26 protein-coding genes and 1 pseudogene are annotated in these 26,601 nt (G+C 50.9%); 20 read left to right on the top strand and 7 right to left on the bottom strand.

What is annotated here, in order from left to right:
* The first annotated feature begins 101 nt into the window (after positions 1 to 101).
* Both E6C60_RS13850 and E6C60_RS13845 read left to right on the top strand, forming a co-directional pair.
* Entirely contained in the window at positions 102 to 554 is a 453-nt protein-coding gene (locus E6C60_RS13850) for a DUF948 domain-containing protein (protein ID WP_138226375.1), read from the top strand.
* A 21-nt stretch (positions 555 to 575) separates the two neighbouring features.
* Positions 576 to 926, top strand: coding sequence for a YtxH domain-containing protein (locus tag E6C60_RS13845; protein WP_138226374.1), 351 nt, complete (start codon positions 576 to 578; stop codon positions 924 to 926).
* A gap of 86 nt (positions 927 to 1,012) precedes the next feature.
* On the opposite strand, the gene E6C60_RS13840 is transcribed toward E6C60_RS13845, so the two are convergent.
* Positions 1,013 to 2,101, bottom strand: coding sequence for a nitric oxide synthase oxygenase (locus E6C60_RS13840; protein WP_138226373.1), 1,089 nt, complete (start codon positions 2,099 to 2,101; stop codon positions 1,013 to 1,015).
* Positions 2,102 to 2,361: 260 nt separating this feature from the next.
* Here E6C60_RS13840 and racE point away from each other — a divergent pair, with 260 nt between their 5' ends.
* The 5 genes from racE (at position 2,362) to E6C60_RS13815 (ending at position 5,666) form a co-directional block, all read left to right on the top strand.
* Entirely contained in the window at positions 2,362 to 3,168 is an 807-nt protein-coding gene (gene racE / locus E6C60_RS13835) for a glutamate racemase (RefSeq protein WP_138227814.1), read from the top strand.
* A gap of 172 nt (positions 3,169 to 3,340) precedes the next feature.
* A complete protein-coding gene (locus E6C60_RS13830) occupies positions 3,341 to 4,543 on the top strand; it encodes a M14 family metallopeptidase (RefSeq protein WP_138226372.1) in 1,203 nt (400 codons plus the stop codon).
* Between the two features lie 142 nt (positions 4,544 to 4,685).
* Positions 4,686 to 4,961 (top strand): hypothetical protein, encoded by a 276-nt coding sequence (locus E6C60_RS13825; RefSeq protein WP_138226371.1) that lies wholly within the window; start codon positions 4,686 to 4,688, stop codon positions 4,959 to 4,961.
* Between the two features lie 91 nt (positions 4,962 to 5,052).
* Complete coding sequence (locus tag E6C60_RS13820; protein ID WP_138226370.1) at positions 5,053 to 5,283, top strand: YuzB family protein; 231 nt, start codon at positions 5,053 to 5,055, stop codon at positions 5,281 to 5,283.
* A gap of 116 nt (positions 5,284 to 5,399) precedes the next feature.
* Positions 5,400 to 5,666 carry a hypothetical protein gene (locus E6C60_RS13815; protein WP_138226369.1) on the top strand — a complete coding sequence of 89 codons (267 nt, stop codon included), beginning with the start codon at positions 5,400 to 5,402 and terminating at the stop codon, positions 5,664 to 5,666.
* A gap of 78 nt (positions 5,667 to 5,744) precedes the next feature.
* On the opposite strand, the gene E6C60_RS13810 is transcribed toward E6C60_RS13815, so the two are convergent.
* Complete coding sequence (locus tag E6C60_RS13810; protein WP_138226368.1) at positions 5,745 to 6,893, bottom strand: THUMP domain-containing class I SAM-dependent RNA methyltransferase; 1,149 nt, start codon at positions 6,891 to 6,893, stop codon at positions 5,745 to 5,747.
* 194 nt (positions 6,894 to 7,087) lie between these two features.
* On the opposite strand from E6C60_RS13810, the gene E6C60_RS13805 reads away from it, so the two are divergent.
* Positions 7,088 to 7,726, top strand: coding sequence for an O-methyltransferase (locus tag E6C60_RS13805; protein ID WP_138227813.1), 639 nt, complete (start codon positions 7,088 to 7,090; stop codon positions 7,724 to 7,726).
* 95 nt (positions 7,727 to 7,821) lie between these two features.
* On the opposite strand, the gene E6C60_RS13800 is transcribed toward E6C60_RS13805, so the two are convergent.
* Positions 7,822 to 9,033, bottom strand: a complete 1,212-nt coding sequence (locus E6C60_RS13800) for an MFS transporter (RefSeq protein WP_138226367.1) — start codon at positions 9,031 to 9,033, stop codon at positions 7,822 to 7,824.
* Between the two features lie 242 nt (positions 9,034 to 9,275).
* Here E6C60_RS13800 and hemE point away from each other — a divergent pair, with 242 nt between their 5' ends.
* The 7 genes from hemE to E6C60_RS13770 all read left to right on the top strand — a co-directional run bounded on the left by hemE (position 9,276) and on the right by E6C60_RS13770 (position 15,852).
* The gene (gene hemE / locus E6C60_RS13795) at positions 9,276 to 10,322 is read left to right on the top strand and encodes a uroporphyrinogen decarboxylase (RefSeq protein WP_138226366.1); all 1,047 of its coding nucleotides are present in this window, start codon (positions 9,276 to 9,278) and stop codon (positions 10,320 to 10,322) included.
* A 31-nt stretch (positions 10,323 to 10,353) separates the two neighbouring features.
* On the top strand, positions 10,354 to 11,289 hold the full coding sequence (gene hemH, locus E6C60_RS13790) for a ferrochelatase (protein WP_138226365.1): 936 nt from the start codon (positions 10,354 to 10,356) through the stop codon (positions 11,287 to 11,289).
* 132 nt (positions 11,290 to 11,421) lie between these two features.
* Positions 11,422 to 11,574: a hypothetical protein gene (locus E6C60_RS20985; RefSeq protein WP_175415303.1), complete on the top strand. Its 153-nt coding sequence runs from the start codon at positions 11,422 to 11,424 to the stop codon at positions 11,572 to 11,574.
* Entirely contained in the window at positions 11,571 to 12,350 is a 780-nt protein-coding gene (locus tag E6C60_RS13785; RefSeq protein WP_138226364.1) for a glycerophosphodiester phosphodiesterase, read from the top strand. Before E6C60_RS20985 ends, E6C60_RS13785 begins: the two co-directional genes overlap by 4 nt.
* Positions 12,347 to 12,970: a fumarylacetoacetate hydrolase family protein gene (locus E6C60_RS13780; RefSeq protein WP_138226363.1), complete on the top strand. Its 624-nt coding sequence runs from the start codon at positions 12,347 to 12,349 to the stop codon at positions 12,968 to 12,970. Before E6C60_RS13785 ends, E6C60_RS13780 begins: the two co-directional genes overlap by 4 nt.
* Before the next feature lie 23 nt (positions 12,971 to 12,993).
* On the top strand, positions 12,994 to 13,794 hold the full coding sequence (locus E6C60_RS13775; RefSeq protein WP_138226362.1) for a DUF92 domain-containing protein: 801 nt from the start codon (positions 12,994 to 12,996) through the stop codon (positions 13,792 to 13,794).
* Between the two features lie 120 nt (positions 13,795 to 13,914).
* Positions 13,915 to 15,852: an ABC-F family ATP-binding cassette domain-containing protein gene (locus tag E6C60_RS13770; RefSeq protein ID WP_138226361.1), complete on the top strand. Its 1,938-nt coding sequence runs from the start codon at positions 13,915 to 13,917 to the stop codon at positions 15,850 to 15,852.
* Between the two features lie 512 nt (positions 15,853 to 16,364).
* Here E6C60_RS13770 and E6C60_RS13765 read toward each other — a convergent pair.
* Positions 16,365 to 16,934 (bottom strand): RNA polymerase sigma factor, encoded by a 570-nt coding sequence (locus tag E6C60_RS13765; protein ID WP_138226360.1) that lies wholly within the window; start codon positions 16,932 to 16,934, stop codon positions 16,365 to 16,367.
* A 251-nt stretch (positions 16,935 to 17,185) separates the two neighbouring features.
* Here E6C60_RS13765 and E6C60_RS13760 point away from each other — a divergent pair, with 251 nt between their 5' ends.
* From E6C60_RS13760 to E6C60_RS13740, 5 genes and pseudogenes are all read left to right on the top strand, one after another.
* Positions 17,186 to 19,102: a hypothetical protein gene (locus E6C60_RS13760; RefSeq protein ID WP_138226359.1), complete on the top strand. Its 1,917-nt coding sequence runs from the start codon at positions 17,186 to 17,188 to the stop codon at positions 19,100 to 19,102.
* 114 nt (positions 19,103 to 19,216) lie between these two features.
* Complete coding sequence (locus E6C60_RS13755) at positions 19,217 to 20,332, top strand: copper amine oxidase N-terminal domain-containing protein (RefSeq protein ID WP_138226358.1); 1,116 nt, start codon at positions 19,217 to 19,219, stop codon at positions 20,330 to 20,332.
* Between the two features lie 15 nt (positions 20,333 to 20,347).
* The gene (locus E6C60_RS21160) at positions 20,348 to 20,611 is read left to right on the top strand and encodes a hypothetical protein (protein WP_217496335.1); all 264 of its coding nucleotides are present in this window, start codon (positions 20,348 to 20,350) and stop codon (positions 20,609 to 20,611) included.
* 315 nt (positions 20,612 to 20,926) lie between these two features.
* Positions 20,927 to 21,064 (top strand): annotated as a pseudogene (locus tag E6C60_RS21610) (IS3 family transposase); the annotation flags it as partial.
* Between the two features lie 155 nt (positions 21,065 to 21,219).
* A complete protein-coding gene (locus tag E6C60_RS13740; protein ID WP_138224544.1) occupies positions 21,220 to 22,830 on the top strand; it encodes an IS1634 family transposase in 1,611 nt (536 codons plus the stop codon).
* Between the two features lie 279 nt (positions 22,831 to 23,109).
* Here E6C60_RS13740 and E6C60_RS13735 read toward each other — a convergent pair whose 3' ends face one another.
* From E6C60_RS13735 to pepF, 3 genes are all read right to left on the bottom strand, one after another.
* Positions 23,110 to 24,144 (bottom strand): M42 family metallopeptidase, encoded by a 1,035-nt coding sequence (locus E6C60_RS13735; RefSeq protein ID WP_138226356.1) that lies wholly within the window; start codon positions 24,142 to 24,144, stop codon positions 23,110 to 23,112.
* Between the two features lie 101 nt (positions 24,145 to 24,245).
* Positions 24,246 to 24,632 (bottom strand): LapA family protein, encoded by a 387-nt coding sequence (locus E6C60_RS13730; RefSeq protein ID WP_138226355.1) that lies wholly within the window; start codon positions 24,630 to 24,632, stop codon positions 24,246 to 24,248.
* An 82-nt stretch (positions 24,633 to 24,714) separates the two neighbouring features.
* Positions 24,715 to 26,505, bottom strand: a complete 1,791-nt coding sequence (gene pepF, locus E6C60_RS13725; RefSeq protein ID WP_138227811.1) for an oligoendopeptidase F — start codon at positions 26,503 to 26,505, stop codon at positions 24,715 to 24,717.
* Positions 26,506 to 26,601: the final 96 nt, after the last annotated feature.

Genomic DNA, 26,601 nt, shown 5'->3' with positions numbered 1-26,601 from the left:
TTTTTTCGTGCAAACAGTGTCAGGCCAGGCCCTGGCTGCTTATAATGCAGCATGCGACTAGGCATTCGCCCGGTCAGCCGGAAGGAAGGGGAGAGGCAGGTATGCAGGAGTGGGGCATTGTGGCCGCGGCAGCAGGGATCTGGATCATTGCCGCAGCGGCGATTACCATAGGGTTTCTGATCCGGAACATGCTGCTTCGAGCGGAAGCTGTGCTAAGAACCATGGAAGAGCAGTACGCAGCGCTATCAGAGCAGACGTCACAGGTTATGGAACAGGCATCTCGTTCGCTGGGGCACGTAGAGCGGCAGCTGGCTGCAGCAGAATCCATGGTTGTCCAGGTGAAAGGTGCGGTCCATTCCGCTTCAGAAGCGGTAATTGGTGTGTCCAGAGTCAGCCAGAAGGCTGCCCAGTCTGCCGCTCAGCACTTGGAGCAGGCTCGACTGGACAATGAGAAGCAGCTCGGAGAGCTGTTTCGCTGGCTGGACATCGGGGTTTCGTTCTGGCATGCATGGCATCGACGGTCTCCCCGGACCGGCGGCGGGCAGGCTGAGTAAAGATCAAAGGAGAGATGCACAATGAACGAAAAAAGCAAAGGTTTGCTGTGGGGAGCACTTATCGGAAGCATTGCCGGGTCTGTAACGGCCCTGCTGCTGACACCGAAATCTGGCCGGGAGCTTAGAGAGAGCCTTGCCGACGGCGCGCGCCTTGCTGGAGATAAAGTGCAGGAAACCGCTGAAAAGCTGGGCGAACAGGGCATTTCCTGGATTGGCGTGATGACAGACCGGGCTCAGGGGATGATCTCCGAGCTGCAGGACTGGAGCCAGAAGCAGCAATCCTGGCTGGCTGACGGTGCAGAAGCCCGGATTTCCTCTTTTCGGGAACAGGAAGAGGATGAAGAGCTTCAAGGAGAACAGCAGCACCGTTAAACCATGGTCGTAGCGTCTTATAGCATAAACGCCCTGCTTGGGCTTGGCTTGAAGCCAAAACCGAGCAGGGCGTTTGTTGTCTTGTTCTAATAAGGCCTTTCCTGATAACGGAACATCGGAGATTTCAGCTCATTCTTATAAGCAGCGTGGAAGATGTGAGTGGATGCAGGAGACATGGGAGGGATCAGCCAGGTCCAATCTCCGGTCACGGATCTTCCCGCATCCTGCTCCCGTTCCTCGAAGCGCCGGAACTGTGAAGCGGCAGTGTGATGATCTACAATGCTGACACCGCTACGCTTGAACGAGTACAACACGGCTGTATTGAGCTCCAGCAGCGCCCGGTCGATCCACAGGGAGCTGTCTCTGGACGTATCCAGACCCAGATGGGCGGCGACGGCGGGCAACTTATTGTACCGGAATGTGTCGGCCAGGTTTCTTGACCCGATCTCGGTGCCCATGTACCAGCCGTTAAAAGGTGCTGACGGATAGCGAATGCCGCCAATCTCTAAGCTCATATCGGAGATGATAGGCACAGCATACCATTTCAGTCCCAGGCGCTGAAAGTCCGGCACCTCGGGATGGTCAAGCTCCACCTCCAGCACAGCATCAGGAGGGAGAGGAAACCATTCCGGGACGGCATTCCCCTTCTGAATAACCAGAGGAAGGACATCGTAGTCACTTCCCTGTCCTCTCCACCCCAGTGCGCGGCACTGGGACGTGAAGTCCAGGGAGGCCGGGTCACCGGCCATCCTGCCGTCTTGCTCGTAGCCGGCATACCGGATCAGTTGATGGTTCCAGATGCGGAGGCTTTCATCTCCGTCCGTTTCGGGAGCAAAGATCGTAATCGTCGGGATAATTTTGCCGCCATTGGTGGCGGTGTAAATATGATCCACCAAGTGCTCTGCCGCCTGGGCCGGCGTAGAGGCAGCCCGGGCGTCCCTGACCCGGAGGCTGTCCCAGAACAGCCTGCCAATGCAGCGGTTACTGTTACGCCAGGCCAGCTTGGCACCATGTGTTAATTCTTCCTCGGTATGTGTATATGTACCGCTCTGCCGGATTTCCAGCTCGATCGCGCGGATTCGGGTTTCTGCCTCTGCAGGAGCTATGCCGAGCTCGGCATAGCTTGTCCTGATAAAGCGCTCGGCCTCGTACAGCAAGCTCGTTGTGACTGACATCTATGCATCACCTGTCTCTCTTGTTTCAGTGTTCAGGGCTGTAGTTTAAGTATATGCCAAAAGCGAGGCAGAAGATAAGACAAAATTAGCGATTATGTTAACGTTAGTGCTCTCCGGAATGACTGCAGCCACAGCTAGCGGAAAGTTGAAGGCAGGCAGGAAATGGGGTAAGATTTAGGTACGTTTCGGACAGAAACGACATATGGTATCACTGTAAGTATATGAAATTATCAATTGCTAAAGAAGGAAGCGGTGTGTTCGTGCAGCAAGCCATTGCAATACTAGATTCGGGTGTCGGCGGTCTGACCGTTGCCAAGGAAGTGATGAGACAGCTCCCGCGGGAGAAGGTCATCTACTTCGGCGATACCGCCCGCGCACCCTACGGACCCCGTACCCCGGAAGAAGTCCGTCAATTCACGGAGCAGATCGTAGATTACCTGCTTCAATATGATCCTAAAATGATCGTTATCGCCTGTAATACAGCGACAGCAGCAGCCCTGGATTACATTTCCGCAAAAGTGCAGATTCCCGTGATCGGGGTCATTCATCCTGGCGCCCGGGCCGCCATCAGTGCGACCAAGACAGGACATGTCGGTGTCATTGGTACAGCCGGAACGATCGGCAGCGGAGCGTACACGGCTGCACTGAAGCAGCTTTCGCCCTACGTGCAGGTTCAGAGTCAGGCTTGTCCAACCCTGGTCCCGCTTGTGGAGCAGGGGCTGTTTCGAGCGGAGGGATCGCTGCAGGTGGTGCGTGAAGCGTTAAGCACTCTTCACCCTGATGAAATGGACTGCCTCATTCTGGGCTGTACCCATTATCCATTTCTCATAGACACCATTCAGCAGGTGATGGGCGATGGCGTCAAGCTGATCAGCTCAGCGGATGAAACGGCGAGGGAAATCAGCACGATCCTTTATGATAAGGGTCAGCTGGCGAGCAGTGAGGAAACGCCGGTGCATCAGTTCTTTTGTACAGGGGATGCAGAGATGTTTCAGAGCATTGCTGCCGAATGGCTCGGAGAGCATATCCGGCGGACGCCGGTCGTTTGGCAGATTACGAAGCTATAATACGCTGTTATTGATTCCGGAAGGGCCGGCTCCTGAAGCCGGCTTTTTTTGCTGTTCCGGGGACTAGGGCTGTTAGGTGGACACATGTGGTACAACCGTACCGGCATACACTTGGAGCAGAGGATGCATGACTACACTGCGGCTGTGAGGGCCGCTTGGAAGGAGCATTTCAATGCGCCAGTATGTTGTAAAACCCGGAGATACCGTGCTCAGAATCGCTGCCCGGTACGAGCTCGCCAAAGAGCAGCTGATGACCGCGAATCCGTGGATTTCCCGTCAGCCGTACATCAAGCCGGGACAAATTATGTTTTTGCCATCTTCATTTCGAAAGAGATATATGGTGATGGATGGCGATACGCCCGAGAGTGTAGCGGCTGCTTTTCAATGTGAGGTTTGTGATTTGGAGGCTATTAATCCCGGTCTTTCGTTATATCGCTTTACGCCCGGGAAGACGATCGCCCTGCCTCCGGTTTCGGGCGGACCGCTTGTACAGCTGCAGGGAGAGTATGGTCCTCGCGAGTGCGCCGAGGATCTGCTCAGGCTGACTTCTCGTTATTCATGTATGACGGTTGAGCAGATTGGTGCGAGTGTGCTGGGAACGCCTATTCAAGCACTCCGGCTGGGAAGCGGCAATCGTGCGCTGCATGTACATGGGGCACTGCACGGAAATGAATGGATCACATCGCCCTGCCTGCTCCGGTTTGCAGAGCAGTATGCCTCCGCTTGGACCCGCGGCAGCAGCTTGCTGGGCCATGATGTAACAGAGTGGTTCAAGCAATATACGCTCTGGCTCGTGCCGATGGTCAATCCCGATGGCGTAGAGCTCGTGCAGCAGGGTGTCAGCGGCCTGGGGTCTGCAGCCGGTCAGCTGCTGGAGTGGAACGGCGGGCGCGAAAATTTCCGCAAATGGAAAGCGAATATCCGCGGCGTTGATCTGGGTGATCAGTTCCCGGCCCATTGGGAGCAGGAGGTGGAGCGGCGGGGCAAATCAGGCCCTGCACCGCAGGATTATCCGGGGCCTGCACCGCTGAGTGAGCCGGAGGCACGGGGTCTTTATGAGCATACCTTGAGCATTCAGCCGGAAAGAGTCATTTCCTGGCACAGCCAGGGTCAGGAGATTTACTGGAATTATCGAAGCTGTGAGCCGGAATACAGTGAGCAATGGGCCCACAGGCTGGCTCAGGCAGCCGGCTATCGGGCTGTGAAGCTGTCGGGCAGCGATGCCGGCTACAAGGATTGGTTTATTCAGCATTACCGCAAGCCGGGCTTCACCGTCGAGCTGGGAAGAGGAATCAATCCGCTTCCGCTGGAGGATTTCGAGGACCTTGCCTTTGAAACGACGGCCATTATGGCGGCATTTATGTCATTAGCCTGAGCTGAATGTGAAACGGACCGCTGCTGCCATACGTAACGATCAGGGAGATGTGTTCTCAACCGGGCCCTCAGATCTGGCAGCGCGGTCTTGTTCTTCATAAGACGCAATATCGGGTAACATAGAATTAAAGGAGGAGAACGAGATGAAATGGAGAAAGCTTCTGTCGCTGCGCCGCTGGTCGCATGTTTTGAAGCGGATTATGGAATATCTGGTTTCTCCGCAGGTCGCCTTAAAGGACAAGCTGCTCTTTGTGATACCGGCTGCCCTGTATTGGGTGCTTCCCGATCTGCTGCCGTTTATACCGATTGATGATATTGGCGTTACGATGCTGCTCGCAAACTGGTTTGTCGGAAGAGTGGATCGCAAGTATCCACAGCTGAACCACAGTTCAGATCCACAGCAGCGCCGGGTTCGTTAAGAAAGCACAGCTTGTCAAAATGCGCGGCGGGGCATACAATTAAATATTGAAATTGCTGAATGCTGAACTGATTGTAAAGGATATGAACAACATGCCTAACGATATTAGAGTGTGCGAGAAATGCAAAGGCACCTCACTCAAGACGATTATTCCAAAATTGAAAAAGCTTGCCCCTGATGCGGACATCAAGGTCGGCTGTAAATCCTACTGCGGACCGTGCAAGAAGCGCGCTTTTGTGTATGTGAACGGCCGGTATATCAGCGCTCCCACGGAGGATGAGGTGCTGGCGAAAGCGAAGCCGTTTATCAAGCAGTCTTCCTGAGTCCGGTGTCGATCGGGGACAGCATGTTCATTTTATCGCTCCTGCATAGTTCTGCGTCTTGATATCCATGCTAAATAGGCAGCAGGCTATTCCAGATTCTGAAGGGAGACGGTATTATGACTAACAGCCATGACTCCAGCCTTCACGCCAACAACCCGGCAAACAGTGCGCTGGACTCGGTAGAGAAGCTTCACCGCTCCGTTTCCTCCGCCCTGTCGCATCCGACAGAAGCACTGGTGCAGCAGGCTGAGAATTCACTTGCTCATACAGAGCAGGCGGTACGCCAGGCTCATAGCCATGCCAATCCGGGGATGGTGGAGCTGGCAGAGGAGCTGCTGGGCGAAGAGAAAGCCCGGCTGTCCAAGCTGTCCTCAAGGAAGTAAGCTTAGCCAATGCCAATAAGGGGCCGGCCTCATAAAGAGGCGGCCCCTTATCTTGCTTTTCATGCTGCTTTGACTTCGTTAAGATTCCTGACGCGGACGCGGCGGCAGCGGACCCAGGAATTGATAATACTGACACTCGATGCGTCCATTGAACAGCTTGCGCCGTTTGTCGGCCTTGCGGCCCAAATAATGCTCGAACTGCTTGGCCGGGCTCAGTGCAAAAAATGACCATGTCGGCAGCTGCTGCAGCAGGTTGCCAAACTGTCTAAGCAGGCGTTCGACCTCCTCCTTCTCGCTCAGGCGCTCGCCATAAGGAGGGTTCGTAATGATGCAGCCGAAATCACCCTGAGGCAGAGCCTTGGAGGCCGGCAGCACATCCAGCTTGATTTCCTTCGCGAGGCCTGCGCTTTTGGCAGCGGCCTTAGCGACCTCAATGGCTTTCGGATCAATGTCACTGCCGCCTAATTGCAGCGGAATGTCATCTGTCACGGCATCAAAGGCTTCCTCACGCGCTTCTTCCCAGTTCCGGCTGCCAATCTTGTCCCACTGCTCGGATGGGAAGCTGCGGCGCAGGCCGGGTGCGATGTTCCAGGCCATCATGGCTGCTTCGATCAGGATCGTTCCTGAGCCGCAGCAAGGATCATAGAGAGGGCGATGCGGACCCCAGCGGCTAAGCTGGATCAGTGCGGAAGCCATCGTCTCCTTCAGCGGTGCTTCAGTCACGAGCTTGCGGTAGCCGCGTTTATGAAGGGCGGGTCCGGTTGTATCCAAGGTCAGAAGTGCGCGGTCCTTCAAGAGCGATACCTCGATACGGTAAAGCGGGCCGTCCTCCGGGAACCATTCCGTGTGGTGGGACAGCTTCAGCTTCTCTACGATCGCTTTCTTGACGATGCCCTGGCAAGCCGGGACGCTGCTAAGCTGGGATTTATGCGAACGCCCTTCTACAGGGAACTCTCCGTCTGCCGGAATCCATTCTTCCCAAGGCAGCGCCTTGGTGCCTTCAAACAGCTCATCAAAGGTCGTGGCCTGAAACTCTCCCATCTTTACAAGAATCCGGTCCGAGGTCCGGAGCCAGTAATTGCAGCGGCATATATCAATCAGATCACCGGCGAAAACGACTCTGCCGTTCTCTACCTCCATATCGGTATATCCAAGGTCTTTCAGCTCCCGGGCTACAATGGCCTCCAGGCCCATGGGCGCGGTAGCGATTAATTGCAATTGAGGCATGAACACATTCAACTCCATATGCGGTATAGTTCGGCGTCACGCGCCGCCGGCTGAGGTGCTTGGTGCAGCCGGATTTATTTTTTTAGTATGGCAATAGTATAGGCGATTGTACAAGGCAAGACAATTATCATATCATTATGTGCATGAACTGCAGCATCGGCATTGGCCAGCTGCTGCAGAAGGTGGAGGGACTTATTGTGAGATCTCAGGAAGAGTACGTCAATCAGCTGTTTACCGAGGATGAGGAGCTTCGGTCTGTTCGGAACAGCATTGCAGAGGCCGGCATGAAGGATATTTCTGTAGCTCCTGCATACGGAAGGCTGCTAACCCTGCTGGTTCAGGCTTCCGGCGCGCGAGAAGTGCTGGAAATCGGTGCCTTTGGCGGATACAGCGGGATCTGTCTTTGCCGGGGACTAGGGTCAGGCGGTCGCCTGACCTCATTGGAGCTGAATGAGGAATTCGCGGCACAGGCGTCTTCACGGCTGACTCAAGCGGGCTTCGGCGGCATGTTTCAGTTCCGTACAGGTCTTGCGGCAGACAGCCTGTCTCAGCTGAAGGAAGAAGGGCGCAGGTTCGATTTCTTCTTTATTGACGCAGATAAAGGCAACTACCCCTTGTATCTGGAATATGCACTGGAGCTCGCGAATCCGGGTGCCCTGATTGCAGGAGATAACTGCTTTTTGAGGGGACGCACCCTGGACCCGGAGAAGAATGGTCCGTCGGTGCAGGCCGTGCGCCAATTTAACGAAAGGATGGCCAGCGATCCGCGGTTGACCAGCACGATGCTGCCCTCATATGATGGACTCGTGCTGGCCAGGGTGAACGAGACATAGGTTATCCAGGACAAGCGGCCAGCCTTAGAAATTCAGGCTGCCAGTCATGAGTAAAGAGAAGGGCCCCGCACGTTCTCGTGCAGGGCCCTTCTCTTTTATTGAGGCTTCACCTTACCGCTGCCGGAATACAGCCGGAGGCGTACCCAAATCATATTGATCAGCAGCAGGCTGCCCGATACGATGAACAAGCCCTCAATGCCGATCAATCCGGCCATAAAGCCGCCCGCAATCGCACCCAGCATATTGCCTAGCGCCAGCGCGCTGGTGTTAAATCCGAACGCCCGGCTTTCCATGCCGTCGGGGGTATAGGAGCGGATGAGTGCATTCACGCTAGGCAGCAGCCCGCCCAGGAAGATGCCCATCATGAAGCGGACGGCGACCAGCTGCCATACATCCGTCACGAACGCCTGCGGAATTAATGTTAAGCCGGCGCCGATGAGGGCGAAGGTGAGCACGCGATGGGCTCCGATGCGGTCGCTGAGGCGTCCGAGCAGCGGAGAGGCGATCATATTAGAGAGCCCCGTCACCGCGATAACCATGCCGGCCCAGATGGCAATATCTTCGGTTTGGCCGTGCAGCTGCTGGACATACAGCGGAAGCAGCGACATGGGGCTGAGCATAGCGAACTGCAGCAGAAAGGTCACGGTGAATAGTGACGGCAGCTCCCGCGTGTGGCTCAGCTCCTTCAGGCCGGCAAGGACCGAGGCCTGAGGGGCAGCCATGGCTTCCGCACGGTCAAACTTCTCTCTCACCAGGAAGAGGGCGAGCAGGGATGCGCAGAAGATCAGGGCCCCGGTAATAAAGAAAATCGGCCGGAAGCCCACCCAATCCGCCATCAGACCGCCGATCAGGGGACCGAGGATGGTTCCCGCTACCTGCCCTGACTGCATGATCCCCATGGCAAAGCCCATCCGGCTCTTCGGTGTGGTGCCGGAGACGAGTGAGATGGCTGCCGGATTGAAGCCGGAAATGGTACCGTTCAGCAGACGGAGCACGAGCAAATGCCAGGGATGGGTCGCAAAGCCCATGCAGGCAATCACGAGCGCCATGCCGAAGCCCGAGCGGAGCAGCATCAGCTTTCTCCCGTATTTGTCTGCGGCTTTCCCCCAGATCGGCTGGAAAATAAACGACGTCAAAAAGTTCGCAGCAAAAATAAAACCGGCCCAAATCCCGATCTCCCGCTCATTGGTCATGCCAAGATCCTGAGCGAGGTACAGGGTAAGGAACGGGGTAATCATCGTCATTCCCGCATTAACCAGAAACTGTCCGAACCAAAGCACAATGAGGTTAACCTTCCACGATTTCAATGTGCTCTTCACTTCCTTTCTAGGCTGTCCGTTCAGGATTAGCGATGTAGTGAAATATATACGAAAAAAATGCCGTTCTTCCAGTATAACACATTCCGGATTCCACTGCCGTCAGCACGTGTCACAGGATTGTCATCTGATCTTCATGTGAAGGCTGCGGCAGATAGTTGTTACGACCTTCTAAAAAGGGCATAATAGCTTATACAGGAAACTTTTCTTATTGAGAATTTGGAGGCCTAATCATGACTTACAATGATCAGTTTATCCGAGCTTGCCGAAAGCAGGAAATGAACCAGGTTCCGGTGTGGTACATGCGGCAGGCAGGACGTTATGATCCGGAATACCGCAAGATCAAGGAGAAATACTCGCTGCTTGAAATTTGCAGACAGCCCGAGCTGGCGGCTGAGGTCACATTGATGCCGGTACGGAAGCTGGGTGTGGATGCCGCTATACTCTATTCGGACATCATGAATCCGGTTGCCTCCATTGGGATTGATTTTGATATTGTGAAGAACATCGGTCCGGTCATTGAGAATCCGATCTCCACGGCAGCGGACGTAGCCCGCCTGACCCCGATCGATGTAGAAGGGGATCTTGGACATGTTCTGGAGACGATTCGTATCCTGGACCGCGAGCTGCAGGTGCCGCTCATTACGTTTGCTGGTGCGCCCTTTACCATTGCGAGCTATCTGATTGAGGGACGCCCTTCCCGCAACTACATAAAGACGAAGGAAATGATGTATAGCGAGCCGAAGGTCTGGTTCTCGCTGATGGACAAGCTGGGCGATATGGTTATTGCTTATTTGCGTGCCCATACCGAGAATGGCGGCAAGGCATTCCAGCTGTTTGACAGCTGGGTGGGGGCCCTCTCTCCGAAGGATTTTGAAGTGTATGTGCTGCCGACCATTACCCGCATTTTTGCGGAGCTGCAGGATCTGGATGTGCCCAAGATTTATTTCCCGGGTGTCAGCTCAGGGGAGCTGCTCCCTTCGCTGCACGGCCTGCAGGCTGACGTGATCGGTCTGGATTGGAGAGTTTCGATTCAAGAAGGCCGCCGTCGCCTGAACCATGGGTTTGCGGTACAGGGCAACCTGGACCCGACCGTGTTGACTGCTCCGATGGATGTAATCCAGCAGTACGCCAAAGAGATTATCGATCAGGGCATACAGGAGCCGGGCTTTGTGTTCAATCTCGGCCATGGTCTTTTCCCGGAGGCTTCTCTCGATAAGCTGCGGGAGCTGACGGATTATATCCACGAGTATTCCCGCGAAGCATTGAAGAGTATTTAAGCAGGTTAACAAATAAGCAGAGGTGAATAATATGAAAATCGGTGTATTGGTGATGTCTTATGGGACCCCGCAGAGCCTGGAGGATGTGGAGGCGTACTATACTCATATCCGCCGGGGAAACAAGCCGTCGGAGGAGCAGCTGAAGGAGCTGACCGACCGCTATGAAGCCATCGTTGGCGGCGTCTTCCCGCTGCGCGAGAATACAGACCGTCAGGTTTCCAGTCTGCAGGAGACGCTGAACCGCCATGCCCAGGAGGCAGGCGTGGAGTTTGTATGCTATCAGGGCTTGAAGCATGCAGCGCCTTTTATTGAGGACGGCGTCGATCAGATGGTCCAAGACGGCATACAGAAAGCCATCGGCATTGTGCTGGCCCCTCATTTTTCTACAATGAGTGTAGGCACATATATTAAAAGAGCCCGTGCAAAAGCAGAGGAAGCCGGCATTGACATGCAGTTTGTGGAGAGCTACCATCTTCACCCGCTGCTTCTTGAGGCGCTGGCTGAGCGGGTCGGAGCGGTGCTGGATCAATTTCAGGAAGCGGGAGCGCTTCGCGATCATGTGAGGGTTCTCTTCAGTGCGCACAGCCTGCCAGAGCGTATTTTGTCGATGGGAGATCCGTATCAGGAGCAGCTGCTGGAAACCTCCAAGGCTGTGGCTGAGAAAGCAGGCGTCAGTCAGTGGCAGTTTACGTGGCAGAGCGCCGGACGTACACACGAGCCTTGGCTGGGTCCGGATATTTTGGATACACTGCAGGAGCTGAAGCATGAGCAGGTTGAGGATGTGCTGGTTGCGCCGATCGGCTTTGTGTCCGATCATCTGGAAGTGCTGTATGACCTGGACATTGAGGCCAAAGCCATTGCCAAAGAAATGGACATGCGTTTGATGCGCACACCTTCACTGAACAGTGATCCGAAGTATATGGAAACCTTGGCTGATTGTGTGCTTACAAAGTGGAAGCAAGGTTAATAAATAGATAGCGGCACGCATGAATGAGCCCTCCGGCCAGCCGGGGGGTTCTACTTTTACACCATTTGTTGATATAATATGAAAAGTTTGAGCTCGTGCCAAAGAAGAGTATCGAGAAAAAGGGGTGACAAGATGTACCCGTCAAGAACAGAGAGAAAGAAAGCGAAGGATCAGGAGAAGCAAACCCGCTATGTCCGTTTTTGGACGGTTGTTAACATTGGACTTATTGCTGTAGCTGCAGGTCTGCTGGTTTACTATGCCAATCATCAGGAGGTCCTGCCATGAATAATTTCTGCGTGGCTCATAGAGGGTTCTCAGGCAAGGCCCCGGAGAACACCCGGGCAGCCTTCAAGCTTGCCATGTCTGTGCCTTACGTAAAATGGCTGGAGATTGATGTACAGCTGACCCGGGACGGGGTTCCTGTGGTCATTCATGACTTCAGCGTCGATCGCACGACGACGGGCAAAGGCAAGGTCAAGGATTTGACCTGGCGGGAAATCCGGACGATGGATGCTGGGATCTGGAAGGGGAGTCAGTTTGAAGGTGAGCAGGTCCCGTCCCTGGACGAGGTGCTGCAGATGGTCAAGGGCCGTCTCAAGGTGAATATCGAGCTGAAGACCAGTGGTGATATGTACCCTGGACTGGAGGAGAAGGTCCTGGAAAGAGTGCGGGCCCATCAAATGCTGTCCGAGGTCGTCATTACCTCCTTCGAGCCCAAGGCGCTGCTTCGGGCTAAAGAGCTGGAGCCGGAGGTGAAGGTAGGCCTGATCATTGATGCGCATCCAAGGGACCTATTATCCCGTCTCAAGAAGCTGGGCTGCTCGTTTCTATCCATTGGTTACTCCCACCTGGATGCTTCTTTTGCTTCAGAGCTGCTGAAGAATGGAATTACGCCGATGGCCTGGACGGTAGATGACCGGCGCAGCATGGCTGCTTTGGCCAGAATGAATCCAGAGATTATGATATGCACGAACCGGCCGGACATGTGGGGTCAGCTGTTCTCTAACGGCTTTGCGCCACGCATTCCGTTTTGGGATAAATGGAAAGGATGGTTTCGATGACAGCTTTCATCAATAACGTGTATTGTGTAGGAAGAAATTATAAATTGCATGCGGAGGAGCTAGGGAATGCCGTACCGGAGGAGCCGATGATTTTTCTGAAGCCGAACCACGCGGTTGCAGCCTTGAATGGAGAGTCTTTGGCTTTGCCGCAGGGTCAGGGTACGATCCATTTTGAGGGTGAGATTGTCATCCGGGCTGCCCGTGATTATACACCTGGCATGTCTGTGAATGAGCTTGTTGATCATATGGCGCTTGGCATTGATTTTACACTGCGCGACGTTCAGAGTGTGATCAAGGCAAAGGGACACCCGTGGACGGCAGCAAAAGGCTTTAAGAACTCTGCGCCGCTGTCTGCCTGGCTTCCTTTCCCGGGAAATAAAGAGGTGGAGCAAACTCCCTTTACAGTGATGAAGAACGGCACTCAGGTACAGCGGGGTCAGGCTTCAGACATGATATTTTCATTGCAGCAGATTGTTGATTATATTGGGCAGCACTACGGCTTGTCTGAAGGCGATATTGTATTTACGGGCACTCCAGAAGGTGTCGGGCCTGCAGAGCAAGGAGATACATTCGAGCTGATCTGGGGAGAGCAGTCTCTGGGCTCCTGTGAGATCGGTTAAAGGATGAAACGGAGGTATCGTCATTGGATTGGCTGATCGGTGCTATAGGGGCCTTTGCAGGAGCCGGCGCGGCTTATTATAAACGCTCGCTTTCTTTATCAGGCGCGGCAGCAGCGATGGTGATGGGGACGGTATACTATGGAGCAGGGAACCTGTTTTGGTTTGGTACTCTGCTTCTTTTTTTCGTGACCTCTTCGGCCTTATCCAAATACAAGCAGCCGCAGAAGAAGGACATGGAAGAAGCGTATGCCAAGAACGGGCGCAGAGATGCGGGACAGGTGCTCGCAAACGGCGGCGCCGGCATGGTGCTATGCCTGCTGTATGCCTGGACTGCTCATGACGCTTTTATTTTTGTATTTATCGGGGTTATGGCTGCTGTAAATGCAGATACCTGGGCCACAGAGCTGGGAAGCCTGAGCCGGAGACCGCCGCGCAGCATTCTGAATGGCCGTGTGCTGGTTCCGGGCGCCTCCGGAGGGGTATCCTGGCTGGGCTCTTTGGCCGCGGCCGCGGGAGGGCTTACCCTGGGTCTGGGTGCCTGGCTGCTGGGGGTGCCTGCCGGACTTGAGCTTTCCTTCTGGAGCTGTGCTGCGGCGGGGCTTGCCGGGGGACTGGCGGGAGCGTTCAGTGATTCCTTGCTGGGAGCTTCTTTGCAGGGAATGCAGCAATGTACCGTCTGCGGGAGAAGTGTAGAAGCGCGCCAGCATTGCGGCAGACCGACAAAGCAGGGACAAGGACTTCGGTGGATGACTAATGATGCCGTGAACCTGATCAGCTCCTGCATTGGCGGAATCACGGGATGGTTGATAGCAGCGATGTTGTAGCTTAGCTATAGGCGGTGCTCCCCGTGCTAGAATGAAGGGACCCCTTCAGCTTCATGAGGTAATGCTGGGGTGTTACAATGAATGGGATCTAAAATACGGGAACAAGTAGGGAATGAAATCATGAATATTATGACAGTCGAGCAGCTCACCAAGAGCTACGGAGATAAAATATTGTTTCAGGATGCGTCTTTCGGGATGGATGCCCAGGACAAAATCGGCATCATTGGCGTCAACGGAACCGGTAAATCAACATTTCTGCGTGTTATTGCTGGATTAGAGCCGCCGGATTCCGGCAAGATCTCGATCGGCAATCGTGTCCACATCCAGTATCTCGCCCAGAATCCGGCCTTTGATCCTCACCACACCGTGCTGCAGCATATTTTTTCCGGTGAATTGCCAGAAATGAAGGTGGTCCGGGATTACACCTCGCTGCTGGAGCTGATGGAGCTACAGCCAGGCAATACAGAGCTGCAGGAGCAGCTGCTGAAGCTGAATCAGCGAATGGATGAGCTTCAGGCCTGGCAGCTTGAAAGTGATGCCAAGGCGGTTCTCTCCAGACTGGGGATTACGAGCTATGATGCACCCATGGAATCCTTGTCCGGCGGTCAGCGTAAAAGGGTCGCGCTCGCAGCCGTCTTGATTCAGCCCTCAGACCTGCTGATTCTGGATGAGCCTACAAACCATATTGATAATGAATCGGTTGCCTGGCTGGAGCAGTATTTGCAGAAGCGGCGCGGCGCGCTGCTGATGATTACCCATGACCGCTACTTTCTCGATAGAGTCGCAAATGTCATGCTGGAGCTGGATCACGGCCGATTGTTCCGCTATGAGGCCAATTATTCCCGTTTTCTGGAGCTGAAGGCTGATCGCGAGGAGAGAGAGGCCGCGGCAGAGCAGAAGCGGAAGAATCTGTTCCGCAATGAGCTGGCCTGGATTCGCCGTGGTGCTAAAGCAAGAACGACGAAGCAGAAGGCGAGGATTGAGCGCTTTGAAGCCTTGAAGGAGCAGGAACCGGTGTCCAGCACCAATGAAATGGATGTTTCTGTGGCATCGACCCGGCTGGGACGCAAAATTCTCGAGCTTCATCATCTCCACCAAAAAGCCGGCAGCAAGCCGCTGATCACGGATATGAGCTATATTGCCGTGCCGGAGGACCGAATTGGTATTGTCGGTCCGAACGGAAGCGGGAAATCAACCCTGCTGAACCTGATTGCCGGCAAGCTGCAGCCTGATTCCGGGGAGGTCATCATCGGCCAGACGGTGAAGCTGGGTTACTTCACGCAGGAGCATCAGGATATGGACCCTAATCAACGGGTGATCGAGTATATTAAAGACGAGGCAGAGGTTGTGCGCACGGCTGATGGCTCCAGCATTACTGCAGCCCAAATGCTGGAACGCTTTTTGTTTCCGCCGGCTGCGCAGTGGACGCCAATTGCCAAGCTCTCCGGCGGCGAGAAGAGACGGCTGTATTTGCTGAGAGTGCTGATGGGTGCACCTAACGTGCTGCTGCTGGACGAGCCGACCAATGACCTTGATATCCAGACCCTGTCGGTGCTGGAGCAGTATCTGGACGAATTTCCGGGTGTTGTTATCGTAGTATCCCATGACCGCTTCTTCCTTGACCGAACTGTGGACAAGATTATGGCCTTTGAAGGGGAGGGGCAGGTTCGTGTTCATGTCGGCTCTTACAGTGAATACGCGGAATGGCTGGCCAAGCACGGTGCTGGTGATGAAGCAGGATCAGGTCGTTCCTCGGACAAGGCGGGGAGTACACCCGCTGCTCCCGTAAGCGATAACCGGAAAGAAGCGAGAAAAGAGAAGCCAAAGTTTACCTATAGTGAGCAGAAGGAGTACGAGCAGATTGACGAACAGATTGAAGCAGCGGAGAATCGGGCTGTTTCGATCCAGCAGGACATGGAGGCCTCAGCCAGCGATTCCGCTCGCCTGCAGGAGCTGATGAAGGAGCTGCAAGGCAATGAGCAGGAGCTGGAGCGGCTGATGGAGCGTTGGACGTATCTTAATGAGCTGGCGGAGCGGATTGAGCAGAGCAAGACGTAAGCTTGCAGCTTCCCGGAGGAGATAACCTCGATTTCCTGACAAGATATCAGTATAAGACGGAGAATGCCCGGTGTGGCATGTGGACAGCCTAGCAGCAGGGGATCTACAAGCTTACTTGAAGCTGCACCGGGATATGTCTTGTTATGAATTCGGCATTTGAGTTGAATTTTCAAAGAGCCATGTGGAGAGTGAATTGAAGACCTCTGTTTCTTGCTCAACTATTTTGTACATTTTCCTCTCATCTCTTAACAGATAACCATTTTGATTCATGTCCAAAGAATAATTATTCAATTCTCCATTACGATCACGATAAAAAATGATGAATGCAAACGTAGCACCACCATCATTTCTTATGTTTCTGCTAACAAACGATCTGGGCGATCTCGTATACGACATGGAGTCTAGAATGCTCATCCATGGATTGATTTTTTCAGTTTTGTTGTCCTCGAATTTGATCTCATAAGATGTAATATTAGTGTTATCAGACGGTGAGTCGGAAAACGATCTTAGAATCATTTTTCCGACTTTGCTAGGGCATCAATACTGAAAAAAAGTGCTTTTAGGTGTTGTCTAGCTCTTGAGAGTCGTTTGAAAGTTGCTGTTTCCGTTATTTTGATGATTTCACCAATCTCCTTACAACTTTTTTTTTCTAAATAATACAGGTTGAGCATTAAACGATGATGCTGATTTAGTTTCTGAATAGCATATTGAAATTGTTCCTGCTTCCATTTTTCTTCTAGTTCAGCCTCTACAGTATTTGCTCCACATAAATTATAGAGAGGACCAATAGCAACTAGCATTTTTTTATCTTTTCTGCTCTTTCGTATAAAATCAATACCGGTAGTATGAGCTACACGTTTAATCCAAGCTGGGATATTATGCATGGATTGGAGTTGTGGGGCTTTGGATATTACTTTTAAAAAGCTATCGTGAATCAAATCTTCAGTAAGAGAGTGATCCACAAGTAAATCAAACAAATCTTGATATACAAACATACGGTAGCTTGTGTAAATGCGCTCTTGTTGGCCTTTTTCCAATTCCTCATACGGCCTGCATAATAAATCAAACCATTTCTTCTCCATAAGTGGGGGCGCTCCTCCCAATTTTGTGTTGAAAGGTTCATTGCATTTCACCTTTGCCAATCAAGTATATCTCGCATCAAAAAAAATTGGAAGAAAAGGTCAGGAATTTCCACTTTTCATCGTTATATATATAGGGGCATCTTTAGTAGGCTCTATTTTTCTAAATAGGAGGTGCTCTCAGTCTATCATTTGTCGTAAATTCGTCAAACGAAAGGAAGTATGAACTCAAACTGAAGAAGGAGATGAAGTGAATGAGAATATTTAGAGCATCCTCTATAGTCTTTCTATCTGCTACATTGCTTTTTTCCTCATTTGTTAGCGCGGAACCTGCTGAATCGGATATTCAGCGCAACCAATCGAGTCTTGAGATTTCTTTAATTGATCCCTTGGCTACATCTAATGACACAAACAAATTGAAGATTGAACGTCCGATAATGCCTGAAGTTTGGGAAATTTATAGCGGCATTAATGCAGAGGACTTTGTGCCAGAATTAAATCTGACCCAAAATGAGATCATGCAACAAAGCGTAACAGAAACCGAATTGGATGATAGCATTCAGCGATCATTTATAGGGTTCGTTGGCCCTAATTACACGAATTATGTGATTGGGGATGGAATTTCAATACTCGATAATTCATTAACTGTGAGTGAGATCGGTGATTGGGAAGCAATCGGCCTTTTACGGAACGAAAGCCCAACCGTGGTTGGAGAAGTAGATTTATTTGTGGAATTGTTATCTGAAGATGGAGTGATTTTAGAAACGGTGCAAGCTATTACCCCTGTAAAAAATGTCCGCCCTGGAGAGCCAGCGCCATTTACAATCACTTCAAATACAGATAGCTCATTGGTTTCTGAAGTGGTATGGAACGCAACAAAAACGGAAGAAATAAGTGAAATCTCCAGAAACGGGGTGATTTATGTTGATTATGAGATCCCATATGGTGTAGATAACTTTAAAGGTGTAGACCGTGACTCTGTAGACTATCAGATCGGAACTTCCTTTGCCAACATAGGAGAAAGTCTTTCTGAAGCTTATTTGTATGTTGCATGGCTAGATTCGGAAGGAAAAGTTGTTCGGATGGAAGAAACCGAACTTAACAAATATTTTCAAGACGGTATTCCGGTTGAGGGTTCGGGATCGTTTACAGACATTTTTGTTGATGGTGGTATCGCATCCGCACTGAGTGAATATACGTATTCCCTATGGCTAAATGGTGAGAAAGGTTACGTGGAAAAAGTAGAATTCGATGTTGAAGATCAAACCCCGCCTGTTCAGGACATCGCACCTACAAAAGACATGTCACTTAAGCAAACTGCACGCTTTGGTGATGTACCAACTACGGACGTCATTACCGCGGCTGGGAATAACAATACAAACACAGGATTATCAACGAACCATCTAGCAGCTTTAATGTTTTCTGTTACTTGGCCAGAAGTTACAGGGAATGATAGAACACTTACTCCGTCTCCGATGACAGTTGGTAGAGCGGACACAGGCCATACCCGGCTGTATCCATTTCAAAACACAAGCCCAAGTGGTCCGTATGCTCGTGCATTTTGGAATACAGGAGTAGGAGTTTTTCAAATAGATTCTGCTGGACTTGGTTCAAATGCTGCCTTTCATAACCGAGTGTTGACTAATACTGCTTCACAATTAGTTGCAGCGTCCATGGCTAGCCGTTATATGTCTGCCAGTGGAACAGCATCTCAAAAGCGCCGTGCCGCATGGTCTCAGTGGTATGCGTGTGGCTCAAACGCGGTGAATTGCGAAAATAACTACAACGCTATTTACTCCACTTCAAATGACGTCATTAGCTTATCAAGGGATACCACAGTTGCTAGAGGGGGAGGAATGGTCAGCCGGACTTGCTATAACACTTCCAATCCAAGTAATACATGGGCGTGTTATAAATGGAATGCGAATCAAGCTCAAGGGCACACGGATTCATGGAGGTACAATCCTTTAAACGGAAGCAGTAACTTATTGCCAGTCCCCCTACCGTTCTATACGTACAGTTCCGTTGTCGGAAGTAATACGGTTGAATACCGGCATTGGCTAACGGCCGATACGGGCTATACAACAAGTTTATACGGGTCTCGTTTATTCGGAACGAATGCCAGAAACAGCGTCAATTGGTCAAGTCCTTCTGCATTAGGATCAAATTGATTGATGAATAAAAAAGAGGGTTATAATCTAAGTTGATTTTTTTGATGTATTGAAACATAGTTCATTTTTAAAACGTCTAATAAAGTACATGAAGATCAGGAAGGAGAATTAAACATGATGAGAAAAAAACTGACCTCTATTCTGGTTGCGACAGTTTTATGTGCTTCTTTGACGAGTACTTCCTTAGCGAATCCTATGAGTAACGTAAATGTAGTCGTTAACGGAGAATCAATCAATATGCTGGTTCCTCCCATTATCCAACAAGGGCGCACATTAGTTCCAATTCGAGAAGTTTCACAAGCATTAGGCTATACCGTAAGTTGGAATCAAAACACTGGAACCGTTTATTTAAATAACGGAAACGCAGTAAGCAATGCAGGTAATCCAACCAAAGAAAAAATCATAATTAACGGAAATCCAATTACTTCGGAAATTCCACCTCAGATCATAAAGGGAAGAACGATGGTTCCCATTCGCGTCATTTCTGAAGCGACAGGTGCTAAAGTGGAATGGAATCAGCAACACCAGCGGGTAACTGTGAGTAACAAAAGCAATTTAGCTTTTCCGAACAGTCTGACATTGAGTTTTGAATCACTTGGACTGGACCGGGTGGAACAACTCCAAACGATTCCTTCATCATGGAAAAGAAAGGAGAATCTACGATTAGGCCAAATTAATCGAACTGAACTTGTCTTGGAATTATATGAGGTCGAAACGATTGGAGTTTCCGACATTAAAGGTGTCTTTGCCTACAATAACCAAAAATTTGTGTTAAATGACTTGTCTGCGGGAACGATTGATGAAGTGAAAAATCAAAACTTAGATTTGCAGCTTGATTCGGGAGAATTGCGCCTCGTGTCAGCGATTGGAGCAGAGTATGAGTCGCAAATTTTAGTTTTTAGTCCATCAAATCAAGATTGGCACGTTATGAATATCCCAGGACAGGTGGTAAATGGTAGCAATGAAGGGTTGTTAGTTCAATTTCAGGGAAGAGGATTAAGTCCTCAGACTGTTTTCCTCATCCGTTTCCAAAACAGTGAATTTTCAATTAGTAATATCACAAAGGCCTTTACCACATTCTCCAATAGCCAAAATATAGACATACAAAAAGTAACTACTCAGTATCAAGCTGTGAATGGGAAGTCTGTAATTACGGTTTCGCTAATAAAAGATGGGCGTTCTGAAAGCCAAACGTATATAGTTGACGGGAATATGTTAATGTTACATTAAATGATATTAGCGAAAATGTTGTTTATCACTAAAGAAGCTACCTCTGTTTTTAATGGAGAGTGGCTTCTTTCTGCATTCTATCCAAATACGAGAAACAACAAAAGCGTTCAACCTTTGTCTAAACCGGATAATGAACTTTTGGCTATGCTTAAGGTTGACCCATTGAAGCCAAGAGACGAAGAAACGTATACCCGGGATACGTCCCTCATTAAGAATTATTTGCTGGAACGGTTGAACCGCATTGCTGCATTAGAGGGGGAGGATTTAAGGAAAAATTGATTAACTACGTACTGGCCAAAGAACTGACTAAAATTGAGCAGGCAAAAGGGCTTTTTACGCTGCACCAAGTTTGAATAAAGGGAGAGGCGGTAAGGTATAGACATGAAAGAAAGTTGATCAGCTGCTTAACGAAATGGTATAGAGCTTCTTAGGGGACACATATTGAATCGGGTGGTGACGATATAAAAATATTACGTCGTAGATGAGCTCAAAGAGCAACAAAGCATAAAAGGACTGTGCTCATACTTAGGCGTAAGCTGAAGAGGCTACTACGCTCACTTAAAGCGAGATTCCCAAGACCCTGATGCGGATCTCAAGCTGAAGATTCAAGCAATTTATGAGCAACGTAGCAAGACTGTGGGATACCGCAGAATTCAAGATGAGTTGTACCGTCAATACAGCCTGATCGTGAACCACATGAAGGTTCTCCTTCGAAGCATTGAAGAAGCATAAAGGAGTATTGAGGAATACTCACTTTTATCCTGAGTTCCCGGATTGTGTAACGATGCTGAACGAAAAAGTCGCGTAGTGACAAGGAGTTTCCTTAAAAAAATGGTTGATTTTACCTCGTCATACATATAAAATGTGTAACGAGGTTGGTGTTCATTATGGCTATCATTTATCAAACGAATAAAAAGACAGGCATTACCTATGCCTACAATAACGAGCCCTACTGGGACAAAGAAAAACAGCAGTCTCGGGCAAAACGGACGCTCATCGGGAAAGTCGATCCCAAGACAGGAGAGATTGTGTCCACCCGAGCGTATCGGAGAGAGCCGGAGGCAGAGTCAGGCGCCCCTGCCAAGAAGCGCGGCCCCGTACCAATTACCGGTTTTCTGCGCAGTTTTTACGGCGCAACCTACCTGTTCGATCAAATCGGCCAGGAAACTGGCGTTGAAGCGGATCTCAAGGCGTGTTTCCCGGACAGCTACAAGAAGGTTCTGTCTATCGCCTACTATCTCATCTTGGAAGAAAACAACTCGCTCAGCCGCTTTTCTCACTGGCAGCGCATGCATATTCATCCCTGTGGAGCAGACATTCCTTCGCAGCGAAGCAGCGAACTGTTCCAGTCTATTGAAGAGGCGCAGCGCATGGCCTTTTTCGAAAGACAAGGCAGACGACGCATCGAAAAGGAGTACTGGGCATTCGACATTACCACGATTTCCAGTTACTCCGAGATTCTCAAGCAAGTGAAGAAGGGAAAGAACAAGGAGCATGACCGGTTGCCGCAAATCAATCTGGCCCTGCTCTTTGGCGAAGAATCGGGCCTGCCCTTCTACTACCGAAAGCTTCCCGGCCATGTGACGGACGTCAAGACGGTCCGGCAACTCATGCAAGAGTTCCACATCATGGGCTACAAGAAAGTAAACGTTGTACTGGATCGGGGCTTTTACAGCAAGCGAAATGTGGATCATCTGTATCAGAACCATCAAAAATTTATCATCGGCGTCAAACTGAATCTCTCCTACGTGAAAGCACATCTGGAAGAGGAACGGGAGCGGCTCAAGCTCTGGTCGAATTTTTATTCGCAGTATGGCACCTACGGCATTTGCAAAAGAATCGAGTGGGCCTACGAGCAAGAGAGGCCGTACAAAGGCGATATCTTACAAGAGACGCGCCGAGCCTATCTCCTGCTCTATTACAATCCGGAGAAAGCAGCCAGAGACCAAGCGGATATGAATGAGTATCTGACGAGCCTGCACCGAGATCTGCAGGAAGGCAATCTGCGCGAGCATTGCCGCAAGGACTACACCAAGTATTTCGAAGTGACCGAGACCCCGAAGCGCGGCCGCAGGATTGTACCGAGAGAGGACAAGATGCTGGAGGCGGCTCAAAACTATGGCTACTTTGCCTTGCTCTCCAATGAAGTCAAAGCTCCCGATGAAGCATTGTCACTGTACCGCAGCAAGGACATCGTAGAAAAGGCATTTGGCAATTTGAAAGAGCGACTGAATTTCCGCAGAATGCAAGTTTCTTCGGAAACTTCACTAAATGGCAAGCTATTTGTCGAATTTATTGCACTTATTTACCTTTCTTATGTCAAGAAACGCATGCAAGATGCCGGACTCTTTGATTCCTGGACAATGCAAGGGCTGCTGGATGAATTAGACACAATAGAGCGGTTTGAAGCGCCTGGACACGGTCGAATCTTGGGCGAGGTAACGCAAAAACAGGCTGATTTATTTCGAGCACTGGGAGTAGAGCCTCCCTCGTTATAAATTCCGGGAACTTAGGTTTTATAACATTGGAGAGCATAGAGAAAACTAAATAAGCTGACGCCGGTTGAGTACCTGCGCCAGCTTGCAGCCTAGGGCTGTTCAATGTCTACTAAATGGTGTCTTGACCAGCCCACATGGACGGGCTTTTTTGCTCGTAATCTGTCCAGAGTGAAGGAGTGGCAGCGGCGAATCTTTGTCAGGCCTTTCCCTTTGCTCGGTAATGCGTAGAGTTAAACAGCGGTTATGTTAAGGAGGTATGATTTGCTGCTGCCTTGGGCGTTACATAATATAAGCTGCCAGCAGCTTGACGGTATTCAATACAGCCTGCTTGTGCGTACGCTCCATAGCATGGGAGGCGTGGACGCCGGGACCGATGAGGGCGGCGCGAATATTGCTCCCAGCAGACAGCGCTGCTGAGGCATCTGAGCCGTAATATGGATAGACATCGACGGCATAGGGAATGCCCTCGCGCTCCGCAAGCTCTATCAGGCGGCTCGTCATATCGTAGTCATAAGGGCCGCTGGAATCCTTCGCGCAGATGGATACATCGGTTTCCTTGCAGCTCAGATCATCGCCGATACAGCCCATATCCACAGCGATGAGCTCGTTAATCTCATCAGGAATGCTGGCCGCGCCATGCCCGACCTCTTCATAATTAGAGATCAGAATCTGGAGATGATACTGCGGCGTCCATTGCTCACGCTTCATGGACTCCAGCAGTCCGAACAGGGCGGCGACGCTCGCCTTGTCGTCCAGATGACGAGACTTGATGTAGCCGCTTGGAGTGGCTTCAGGCCTTGCATCAAAGGAGATATAGTCACCGACGGCAATGCCCAGCTTTTTCACATCCTCTGCGCTTTGAACACATTCGTCAATCCGTACTTCCATATTCTGCTCTTCACGGTCAAAGGTCCGGGCATCGCTGTACACATGTACTGATGGCTTCGTACTCATAATGGTTCCGGTATATGTCTGTCCGCTGCGGGTATGGATGATGCAGTATTCGTTCTCAATGCTGTTCATCATAAATCCGCCGATCCGCGTCAGCCGCAGGGTTCCTTCCGGCTTGATGGCCCTGACCATAGCGCCCAGTGTATCCACATGCCCGCTCAATCCAACGGTACGGCTGCCATCCTTGCCAGGTATAGAGAGGATAACTCCGCCTTTCTCATTCCGGGTGCAGGCTACGCCAAGGGACGCTGCTTCCTGCTCAATCTCCTTCATAATGCCGCCTGTAAATCCGGTCGGGCTCGGGGTATTCAGCAGCTTCATCAGCAGCTCCAAAATATATTTCTCATTCGGTTGTATCTTCACGTGATCTTAACTCCTTCTAGCTCGAATAATATGCAGGCTAAAATACGGCCTGAGCGTGCTCCTTGACCCTAGCAGCAGCCTGCCTTCATGATGAGGGCAGATTACAGCTTATCCTTGCCAAGCTCATCCGATGGTGCGGACAGGTCATCAGTGTTTGATTCATAGTCCTTCTGAGTCGCTGACTCCTGAGCGACAGAAGATTCACCGGTAAGATTTGTGGTATTCAAATCACCATATAGCTCCTGATATTGTGCCAGCTTGGCAGATAAGGCTTTGACTTCTCGTTGCAGCCGGTATTGGCGATAGATGCCATAGGAGCCAACGATAATCCCTCCCAGCAGAGTGCAGCCGATAATTAATAGAATCAGCGGCATAGATACGGTGCTGAACAGCAGATTGACCGAGACCGGATCGACATTAATGACAGCAAAAACAGCAGTAAGAAGTGCAAATAGCAGGCCAAGAATCAGGGACCACTGCATTTTCATGATGCTTCCTCCTTCATATGAGTATAAATCCCTTGCCGCAAAGACAAGGGATTTACTTAAACGCTATAAACAGGGTGTGATGTTATTTCGTAAGCTGCTCCATTTGCGTAATGACGTCCTCAAAGACGCTCATGGCTTCGCGGATCGGCTCTGGCGAAGACATATCCACGCCTGCTTTTTTCAAAATCTGAATGGAGAAGTCACTGCCGCCGCTCTTCAGGAAGGACAGATACCGGTCTACAGCAGGCTGACCCTCTTCCAGAATCTGCTTCGAGAAGCTCGTAGCCGCGGAGAAGCCCGTTGCATACTTATACACGTAGAAGCTGTTGTAAAAGTGTGGGATCCGGGCCCACTCCATGCTAATGTCCTTATCCACCACCATATCCTTGCCATGGTATTTCACATTCAGCTCGTAGTAAATGTCGCTCAAGTCCTGAGGAGTCAGAGAATCTCCCTGCTCGGCGCGCTCGTGTACAATTTTCTCGAACTCGGCAAACATCGTCTGACGGAATACCGTCGTCCGGAATTGATCGGCATAGTACGTGAGGAGGTACATTTTTTCCTTCGGATCTGTAGATTTCTTGAGCAAATAATCCATCAGCAGAGCCTCGTTCGTCGTGGAGGCCACCTCAGCCAGGAAAATGGTGTACTGTGCATCCCGGTATTTCAATGCATTGTCCGAGTAGAAGGAGTGCAGCGCATGACCCATCTCATGAGCCAGCGTGAACATGCTGTTCAGGTTGTTCTTGTGGTTCAGCAGCACATAAGGATGTGTGCCGTAGGCTCCCCAGCTGTAGGCTCCCGTACGCTTATTCTCATTCTCGTACACGTCGATCCAGCCGTTATCATAGCCCTCCTGCAGAAACCCGAGGTATTCAGCTCCAAGAGGCTGAAGGCCGTCCTTGACCTGCTGCTTCGCTTCCTCATAGGTGATGTCCAGCTTGTATTCATCCACGAGCGGGGCAAACAGATCGTACATATGCAGCTCATCTACCCCGAGAAGCTTCTTGCGAAGCTGCATGTAGCGGTGCAGCAACGGCAGGCTCTCGTGAATGGTATCGACCAGGTTCGTGTACACTTCCTTCGGAATGTTGTCTCCGTACAGCGACATCTCCAATACGGATGGATACTTGCGTACCCGCGAGTAAAAAATATTCTTGTTTACGTTCGCATTCAGCGTGGCAGCAATGGTATTCTTCTGCTTGCTGTACGTTTCATAGACCGCCTTGAAGGCAGCTTCGCGGACCTGACGGTTCGGATTCTCAAGGAACTGGATGTAGCTGCCGTGAGTCAGCTCGACTTCCTTGCCGTTCTCATCCTTGATTTTCGGGAATTTCATATCTGCATTATTCAGCATACCGAAAATGGTCTGCGGAGCAGAAGAGAGGTTGCCGACCTGGGCGAGCAGGGCTTCTTCGGTTTTGGACAGAATATGGGCTTTCTCTCTCTTCATCTCTGTCAGGGTGAAGGTATACTCCGACAGCAGCGGGTTCTTGATCAGCTCATCGAGCTGGCTGTCTGTCATCGCCAAAATCTCCGGAGTTATGAAGGAGAGGGCCTCGCCCACCTCAACACTCAGCTTTTTGGCTTTCTGGGTCAACGCCTGGTATGTAGGGTCTGCGGTATCCTCATCATGATGCATATGGGCGTATACAAAAAGCCGCTCGGTGTGCTGTCCGATCTCATCCTCCAGCTCAAAGCACTGCTTGATGGCTTCAGCCTCGTTCAGCTTTCCTTGGTACTGCTTGCTGCTCTCCGTCAGTCTGCGGACCTCCTCATAGGTCTGATCCCAGGCCTTCTGGTCTGCAAACATATCCTCCAGCTTCCATTTATGCTCGGCAGGTACTTCCGTGCGCTTTGGCAAAGTTTCCATTGAAATCCTCCTAATCGGGTTATCGTTGAATGGCATCCGGGTTGCCTGAACAGAAGCGCCGGGATGGGGGCTTGACAGCGGCAATAAGGACAACAC

It is taken from the genome of Paenibacillus algicola (assembly GCF_005577435.1).
In the GTDB taxonomy this organism is placed as follows: domain Bacteria; phylum Bacillota; class Bacilli; order Paenibacillales; family Paenibacillaceae; genus Paenibacillus_AQ; species Paenibacillus_AQ algicola.
Note: the sequence above shows the minus strand (reverse complement) of the source record. Positions and strands in the feature narration are given on the sequence as shown.

Excerpts from the sequence above, each read along its gene's own strand:
- E6C60_RS13730 (WP_138226355.1), bottom strand. The coding sequence starts at position 24,632 with ATGAAAATGCAGTGGTCCCTGATTCTTGGCCTGCTATTTGCACTTCTT.
- E6C60_RS13810 (WP_138226368.1), bottom strand. The coding sequence starts at position 6,893 with ATGCCTCAATTGCAATTAATCGCTACCGCGCCCATGGGCCTGGAGGCC.
- E6C60_RS13820 (WP_138226370.1), top strand. The coding sequence starts at position 5,053 with ATGCCTAACGATATTAGAGTGTGCGAGAAATGCAAAGGCACCTCACTC.
- E6C60_RS13780 (WP_138226363.1), top strand. The coding sequence starts at position 12,347 with ATGACAGCTTTCATCAATAACGTGTATTGTGTAGGAAGAAATTATAAA.
- E6C60_RS13830 (WP_138226372.1), top strand. The coding sequence starts at position 3,341 with ATGCGCCAGTATGTTGTAAAACCCGGAGATACCGTGCTCAGAATCGCT.
- E6C60_RS13845 (WP_138226374.1), top strand. The coding sequence starts at position 576 with ATGAACGAAAAAAGCAAAGGTTTGCTGTGGGGAGCACTTATCGGAAGC.
- E6C60_RS21160 (WP_217496335.1), top strand. The coding sequence starts at position 20,348 with ATGTTGTTTATCACTAAAGAAGCTACCTCTGTTTTTAATGGAGAGTGG.
- pepF (WP_138227811.1), bottom strand. The coding sequence starts at position 26,505 with ATGGAAACTTTGCCAAAGCGCACGGAAGTACCTGCCGAGCATAAATGG.
- E6C60_RS13760 (WP_138226359.1), top strand. The coding sequence starts at position 17,186 with ATGAGAATATTTAGAGCATCCTCTATAGTCTTTCTATCTGCTACATTG.
- E6C60_RS13850 (WP_138226375.1), top strand. The coding sequence starts at position 102 with ATGCAGGAGTGGGGCATTGTGGCCGCGGCAGCAGGGATCTGGATCATT.
- hemE (WP_138226366.1), top strand. The coding sequence starts at position 9,276 with ATGACTTACAATGATCAGTTTATCCGAGCTTGCCGAAAGCAGGAAATG.
- E6C60_RS20985 (WP_175415303.1), top strand. The coding sequence starts at position 11,422 with ATGTACCCGTCAAGAACAGAGAGAAAGAAAGCGAAGGATCAGGAGAAG.
- E6C60_RS13785 (WP_138226364.1), top strand. The coding sequence starts at position 11,571 with ATGAATAATTTCTGCGTGGCTCATAGAGGGTTCTCAGGCAAGGCCCCG.
- E6C60_RS13740 (WP_138224544.1), top strand. The coding sequence starts at position 21,220 with ATGGCTATCATTTATCAAACGAATAAAAAGACAGGCATTACCTATGCC.
- hemH (WP_138226365.1), top strand. The coding sequence starts at position 10,354 with ATGAAAATCGGTGTATTGGTGATGTCTTATGGGACCCCGCAGAGCCTG.
- E6C60_RS13825 (WP_138226371.1), top strand. The coding sequence starts at position 4,686 with ATGAAATGGAGAAAGCTTCTGTCGCTGCGCCGCTGGTCGCATGTTTTG.
- E6C60_RS13770 (WP_138226361.1), top strand. The coding sequence starts at position 13,915 with ATGAATATTATGACAGTCGAGCAGCTCACCAAGAGCTACGGAGATAAA.
- E6C60_RS13765 (WP_138226360.1), bottom strand. The coding sequence starts at position 16,934 with ATGGAGAAGAAATGGTTTGATTTATTATGCAGGCCGTATGAGGAATTG.
- E6C60_RS13815 (WP_138226369.1), top strand. The coding sequence starts at position 5,400 with ATGACTAACAGCCATGACTCCAGCCTTCACGCCAACAACCCGGCAAAC.
- E6C60_RS13840 (WP_138226373.1), bottom strand. The coding sequence starts at position 2,101 with ATGTCAGTCACAACGAGCTTGCTGTACGAGGCCGAGCGCTTTATCAGG.
- E6C60_RS13755 (WP_138226358.1), top strand. The coding sequence starts at position 19,217 with ATGATGAGAAAAAAACTGACCTCTATTCTGGTTGCGACAGTTTTATGT.